4 protein-coding genes are annotated in these 6263 nt (G+C 47.6%); all 4 read left to right on the top strand.

The features are described 5' to 3' along the window. Positions 1–1230, top strand: a 1230-nt coding sequence (locus AAAT87_RS07610; RefSeq protein WP_349226094.1) for a Na+/H+ antiporter NhaC family protein, incomplete at its 5' end; no start/stop codon positions are given. A 141-nt stretch (positions 1231–1371) separates the two neighbouring features. Next, positions 1372–2976: a helix-turn-helix domain-containing protein gene (locus AAAT87_RS07605; protein WP_349226093.1), complete on the top strand. Its 1605-nt coding sequence runs from the start codon at positions 1372–1374 to the stop codon at positions 2974–2976. 179 nt (positions 2977–3155) lie between these two features. Beyond that, positions 3156–5693 carry a glycoside hydrolase family 31 protein gene (locus tag AAAT87_RS07600; protein ID WP_349226092.1) on the top strand — a complete coding sequence of 846 codons (2538 nt, stop codon included), beginning with the start codon at positions 3156–3158 and terminating at the stop codon, positions 5691–5693. A gap of 72 nt (positions 5694–5765) precedes the next feature. Then, positions 5766–6227, top strand: coding sequence for a CBS domain-containing protein (locus AAAT87_RS07595; protein ID WP_349226091.1), 462 nt, complete (start codon positions 5766–5768; stop codon positions 6225–6227). The last annotated feature ends 36 nt before the right edge of the window (positions 6228–6263 follow it).

The raw sequence follows: 6263 nt of genomic DNA, 5'->3' as shown, positions 1-6263 counted from the left end.
ATTCTGCTGCTCATCGGAATGATGTCAGCTACCTGGATGATCAGTGGCGTGGTTCCCACATTAATATATTATGGTGTTCAGATCATGTCGCCGACCTTTTTCCTACCCTGCGCCTGCATCATCTCCAGCATCATTTCTGTGATGACGGGAACCTCATGGACCACCATTGCCACCATCGGTATTGCCCTGATGGGAATCGGTGATGCCCTGGGAATACCAGCCCCCTACACCGCTGGAGCCATCATTTCGGGAGCCTATTTCGGTGATAAGCTCTCACCTATGAGCGATACCACCGTCCTGGCTTCAAGCATAGCCGGTGCCGATCTTTTCTCGCATATTCGCTATATGCTCTACACCACCATACCAAGCATCCTGCTCTCGCTGGCACTCTATCTCATCATCGGACTCTGCTATGATTCCAAGCCTGTGGATATCAGCCAGTATCTTACCGGTCTGAGTCATGGTTTCAACATCTCCCTGCTTACGATGCTCGTTCCGGCTTTTACAGGATGGCTCATCTACCGCAAGACTCCCTCTCTCATCACGCTTCTTCTTTCAGCTCTTTCAGCATGCATCTGTGCCCTCATCCTCCAGCCGGAAGTACTGGTAAATATTGCTGGCGAAGACTGCATCACTGCCAAGAGCCTCTTTGAGGGAATCATGATAACCTGCTATACCCACACTCAGGTAGATTGCGGCATGGAGAACATCAATGAACTGGTGGCAACCCGCGGCATGGCAGGCATGCTCAACACCATCTGGCTCATTCTCTGTGCCATGTGTTTCGGTTCATGTATGGTAGCCAGCGGCATGCTTCACGCTATCACCCACATGCTTCTGAAAAGCATCCATAGCACCGTATCACTTGTCTGCAGTACCGTGACATCGGGTGTATTGCTCAATCTCGTTATGGGCGACCAGTTCCTGAGTATCATCATGAATGCATCTATCTACAAGGATGAATATGCTGAACGAGGCTACCGCCCGGAACTCTTGAGCCGAAGTACAGAGGATAGTGCTACCGTAACAAGCGTACTGGTTCCATGGACAGCCTGCGGTATGACGCAGAGCACGGTTCTCGGCATCCCGACACTGGTGTATCTCCCCTTCTGCTTCTTCAACATCATCAGTCCGTTGATGAGTTGTCTGGTTGCTATTCTGGGCTTCGTACCCAAGCCTCAACCCAAGGAGGACAAAGCACCTGCAGTGGAAGAGTCTGATATCCATTAAATCTATAGGGAATTAATTAATATAGGAGATAGAGTGAAAGCCACAAAATTTTGCCTGCTTGTCTTGTCTGTCTCAATCTTTTTTTATATTTTTGCAAAGAATAAGCAAAATAGCAGCAATGAAAATAGACAATAAGGCTCTATGAGAAGTTATAAACCATATATCATCAAACTATGCATCGTTTTCCTCTGCTTTGGCAGCCGGATACTTACCAGCTCTGCCCAGAAGGTAGAGACAAACGATTATTTCTATGTACTCAATACCCAACAGGGGCTTTCTGATAACCATGTCCTACAGATGATGCAGTTGACAGATGGCAGATTGGCGGTGAGAACTCCCAAGGGCATCAATCTCTATGATGGAAGGCGCTTCTCCTTGATTCCCCTTCCTGCAGAAAAGGCAGAAAACATCACGAAATACAAGGGGCAGACGCATCTTTATGCCGATAGCCAGGACAGGTTATGGGTAAAGGAATACCAGAAGATATTCTGTATTCTGCTTGCAGAGGGCAGAATTCTGGAACATCCCCTTGACGCTCTGTCAGGAAATGGAAAAGAGAATAAGATGAAAATGATGCGAAACGGCCCGACCCGGAATGACATTCAGGATCTGTTTGTAGATAGCAGGAAAAATGTATGGGTTGTTATGGGTGATTCGCTGCTCAATACGCAGGATGGCAATCTAATCCATTTGAAGAAGGAATGGGGGTGTCTGCAGGATCTGGATACCGATGGCAGACAGGTTTATACTTTCATGGATTCAGGAATCGTGGCGGTTTTTCAGAATGATAAGCTGACCTATACCGCTTCTGCCTATTCAACAGCCGAAGCTCAGCATTATCAGAACACCTCACTCACCGTTCAGACACCGAGCGGACAGTTTTACCAGATAAGAACCGGACGTGATGAAAAGAACAAGACGGATGCTTCCATCTTCCTGCATTTTAATCCGGAAACCCGGAAATATTCCAGGATATACGCATGCGATTACCTCTTGCATACATTGAACATGTCATCAGACAATCAGGCTCTGATCAGCTGTCAGCATGGTTATCTGATGTTCGACTTCAAGTTGGGCACTACTCCACGCGAGGTAAAGGAATTGGCTTTGCCTGACGGAAAATCGCTCACAACAGGCATCAATACGGTTTATCGGGATAAGGAAGGAGCCATCTGGCTGGGAACCTATCACGATGGTCTGATTTATGTTTCACCAATGTTGGGTCTCTTTTTTACCATAGACCAACCCTGGTGGAAGTCGGGATGGGCGATAGCTGGCTTGGTGGTTTTCCTCGTGATTCTGGTGGGCATCATCATTCTTTATCTTCGTAGAGAAAAGAAAACAAATGTAATAAATACCGATTTTACAAAAGATGACATTCCTTCCTTGCCAGAGGATAGCCTGCTACCGGAAACAGCCGAGGCTGTCAATCGGGAACCCGAGCTGATTCTTCAGGTGCGTGCTCTGATAGAACAGCATCTTGAAGATGGCGAATATGGCGTGGAACAACTGGCACAGGATCTCTGTATGGAGCGGACAGGACTTTATAAAAAGCTGACGGCTCTGACCAATACTACTCCCGTGGCATTTATCCGCAGCATCCGGCTTCATCGTGCAGCAGCCTTGCTTCAGGAAGGTAAGCAGAGTGTGAATGAAATTGCCGAGCGAACGGGCTTCAGCTCGCCCAGCTATTTCACCAAGTGTTTTAAGAAGGAATTTGGCGTATTGCCTTCCGAATATAGATAAATGATGCCGGAATAGCCCTGGGATGGGGCTTTTCCGGCATTTTTCAACAAATGTACCACTCGAATCTTCATTTGTTTTATCCCTTTTTCACCATTTAGCATTACTTTTGCAGTCGAAATACAATCTTATGTATTTGGAACAGTACAAATCATAAACCCTCTAATAAAATAAACAGAAGTATGCTAAAGAATTTATCTTTCATTGCCCTTTTGGGCATCGCTGCTGTTGGCGTTCCAAGTGAACTCAGCGCCAAGATCGTAAAGGTGGCAGGCACCCAGAAAGGTGCGGCTGCCAAGTCTATCACCCGTCAGGTGGCTCAGCAGAATGTAACCATCGAATTCTATTCTCCATCCATCGTCCGCATCTTGAAATCTGATGCCGGACTTGGTGCTCCTGTTCAGAAGAAAAGCTATTCTGTCATCTTGAAACCTCAGCAGATGAAGGGCGTTCAAATACAGGAAAACGGTGATATTGTAAAAATCAATTCTAGTTTTATTTCCGTCGAACTGAATCAGCAGACTGGCGAAATCCGCTTCCTTTCGAAGGATGGAAAGCTGCTGCTTACTGATACGAAGACCCGTCTGGAAGCCCGCAAGGATGAAGCCAACAAGGGCAAGTACCGCATAGAGCAGGACTTCCGTCTTGCTGATGACGAAGCAATCTATGGTCTGGGACAGTTGCGCGATGTTTACATGAATCAGCGTGGCCGACAGAACATCGAACTCTGGAATCATAACACCTATATCGCCATCCCTTATTTCACCAGTGAGAAGGGCTATGGTCTTTACTGGGACAATGCAGGAAAAACCTATTTCAATGATGTAGTAGCATCCAAGGATAATGGCAATCAGCCATCCCGAACTTCCTTTACCAGCGAAGTGGGAACCTGCGCCGACTACTATTTCATGTACAAGGATGGTACGCAGGATGGAGTCATCGCCAGCATCCGTGAACTCACCGGACAGGCTACGATGTTCCCGAAATGGGCGATGGGCTTCTGGCAATGCCGTGAGCGCTATAAGACCAGCGATGAACTGGCTGGCGTATTGGATAAGTATCGCGAACTGAAGATTCCTACTGATGCCATCGTGCAGGACTGGCAGTATTGGGGCTGCGACTCCAACTGGAATGCGATGAAGTTCCAGAACCCATACTATATAAATAAGGTGGGCGACCCAGCCTATGCCAAGTATCTTCCTACCGATATGAAGCAGATGAAGGCACAAGGAGAACCCCGTCTGAAGAGTCCGGAAGAGATGGTGAAGTATGTTCACAAGAACGATGCCCACCTGATGATTTCCATCTGGGCAAGTTTCGGTCCTTGGACAGAGCAGTATCGTGAACTGAAGAAGATGAATGCCCTCCTTCCTTTCGAAACCTGGCCAAGAAACAGTGGCGTGATGCCATACGATGTCTTCAATCCGAAGGCTCGCAACCTCTACTGGAAGTATCTTACCCACCTCTACCAGATGGGCTTCGATGCCTGGTGGACCGATTCAACGGAGCCAGACCATTTTGAGAAGCCGGGCGATGAGAACTATCAGACCTTCGATGGTTCATGGCTGGGCGTGAAGAACGCCTTCCCATTATTGCACAACAAGAGCATCTACGAGCACCAGAGAGCGATGAAGGGCAACACAAAGCGTTCGCTCCAGATGACCCGAAGCGGCAGTTTCGGTATTCAGCATTATGGCACCCTCTGCTGGAGCGGTGATGTGGTGGCTTCCTGGAATGAGATGAAGAATCAGATTCCATCGGGCTTGAACTTCTCGCTCTGCGGTATCCCATTCTGGAACACCGACCTGGGTGGTTTCTTCTACTGGGAGTTTGAACAGAATCCAAAGAACCCTGCCATTCAGGAACTGCAGACCCGCTGGATGCAGTGGGGAACCTTCATGCCATTGATGCGTAACCACTGTTCTTCGCCGATGGTAAGCGAACTGTATGAATTCGGAAAGCAGGGCGACTGGGCTTATGATGCTATGATTAAGGCCATCAAGCTGCGCTATCGCCTTTTGCCTTATATCTACAGTACGGCTGGAGACTGTGTACAGAATAGCGGAAGCATGATGCGTGCCCTGGTAATGGATTATGCAGCAGACAAGAAGGCTTCCCGCCTGAACGATGAGTATCTCTTTGGCCGCAACATCCTGGTGAAGCCGGTAACCGATCCTTTATACACCTGGAAGGATAAGGAAAAGAAGGGCCATACCATCTATCCTGATGTAAGGAAGGCAGCTGCGCCTGTGAATGTTTACTTGCCAAAGGGCAATAAATGGTATGATTTCTGGAGCAATGCCCAGTATGAGGGTGGTCAGGATATCCAGCGCCTTTGTCCTATCGACATCATGCCTGTATTCATCAAGGCTGGTACCATCCTGCCATTCGGTCCTGAAGTGCAGTATAGTTCAGAGAAGCCTTGGGATGAGCTGGAAATCCGTGTCTATCCTGGTGCTGATGGCAAATTTACGCTCTATGAGGATGAGGGCGACAACTACAACTATGAGAAAGGTAAATTCTCAGAAATCAAGTTTGTATGGAATGAAGCAGACAGAACCCTGAGCATCGCTCCACGCAAGGGCAGCTATAAGGGAAGGCTCCAGCATCGCAGATTCCACATCGTGATGGTGGGCGCTGATTGCGGCGCAGGCGACCAGCCTATGCAGGCAAGCAAGAGCGTGGAATATGACGGAAAGGCTGTAAAGATACAGCTGTAAGATTATAGACCAAAGGGGAAAGAATAGATTTTCTTCCCCTTTGGTCTTAATAAATCACTAAAATCTGCTAATATGCATCTAACCACCAAGGAGTTTTACGAACAGAAGGAGTGGAATTTCTCACGCATTCCTGTATATGATAACAATAAGGACTACATCGTGGGCTACGTTCTGAAGGATGTGGTTCTCAAATCGGTTTCAGACGATGAATTTCAAACCCGATTATCCGAACTGATGCGCCCGATACTTTCCTTCAACGAGGAAGAATCGATATATCAGATTTGGGAAAAGATGTTGGAAAAGCGAGAGCACATCTCCATTATCGTAGATGAATATGGATGCCTTCGCGGCGTAGTTTCCATGGAGGATGTGATAGAAACGATGACGGGCGTGGAAATCGTAGATGAAGACGATGTTGCCGTGGATATGCAAGCCTTGGCTAAGGAAAAATCACGCCTGATGATGCAGAAAATGCAGAAGGCGGCTTCTTGCATCACGCAAGAAAACCGCCCTTTTCATTCTACATGTCAATAGAGAATACATACCCTATCGCTGAGATGAGATTTATGC

This window comes from Segatella sinensis (assembly GCF_040095255.1).
Lineage (GTDB): Bacteria > Bacteroidota > Bacteroidia > Bacteroidales > Bacteroidaceae > Prevotella > Prevotella sinensis.
Note: the sequence above shows the minus strand (reverse complement) of the source record. Positions and strands in the feature narration are given on the sequence as shown.

Excerpts from the sequence above, each read along its gene's own strand:
- AAAT87_RS07605 (WP_349226093.1), top strand. The coding sequence starts at position 1,372 with ATGAGAAGTTATAAACCATATATCATCAAACTATGCATCGTTTTCCTC.
- AAAT87_RS07600 (WP_349226092.1), top strand. The coding sequence starts at position 3,156 with ATGCTAAAGAATTTATCTTTCATTGCCCTTTTGGGCATCGCTGCTGTT.
- AAAT87_RS07595 (WP_349226091.1), top strand. The coding sequence starts at position 5,766 with ATGCATCTAACCACCAAGGAGTTTTACGAACAGAAGGAGTGGAATTTC.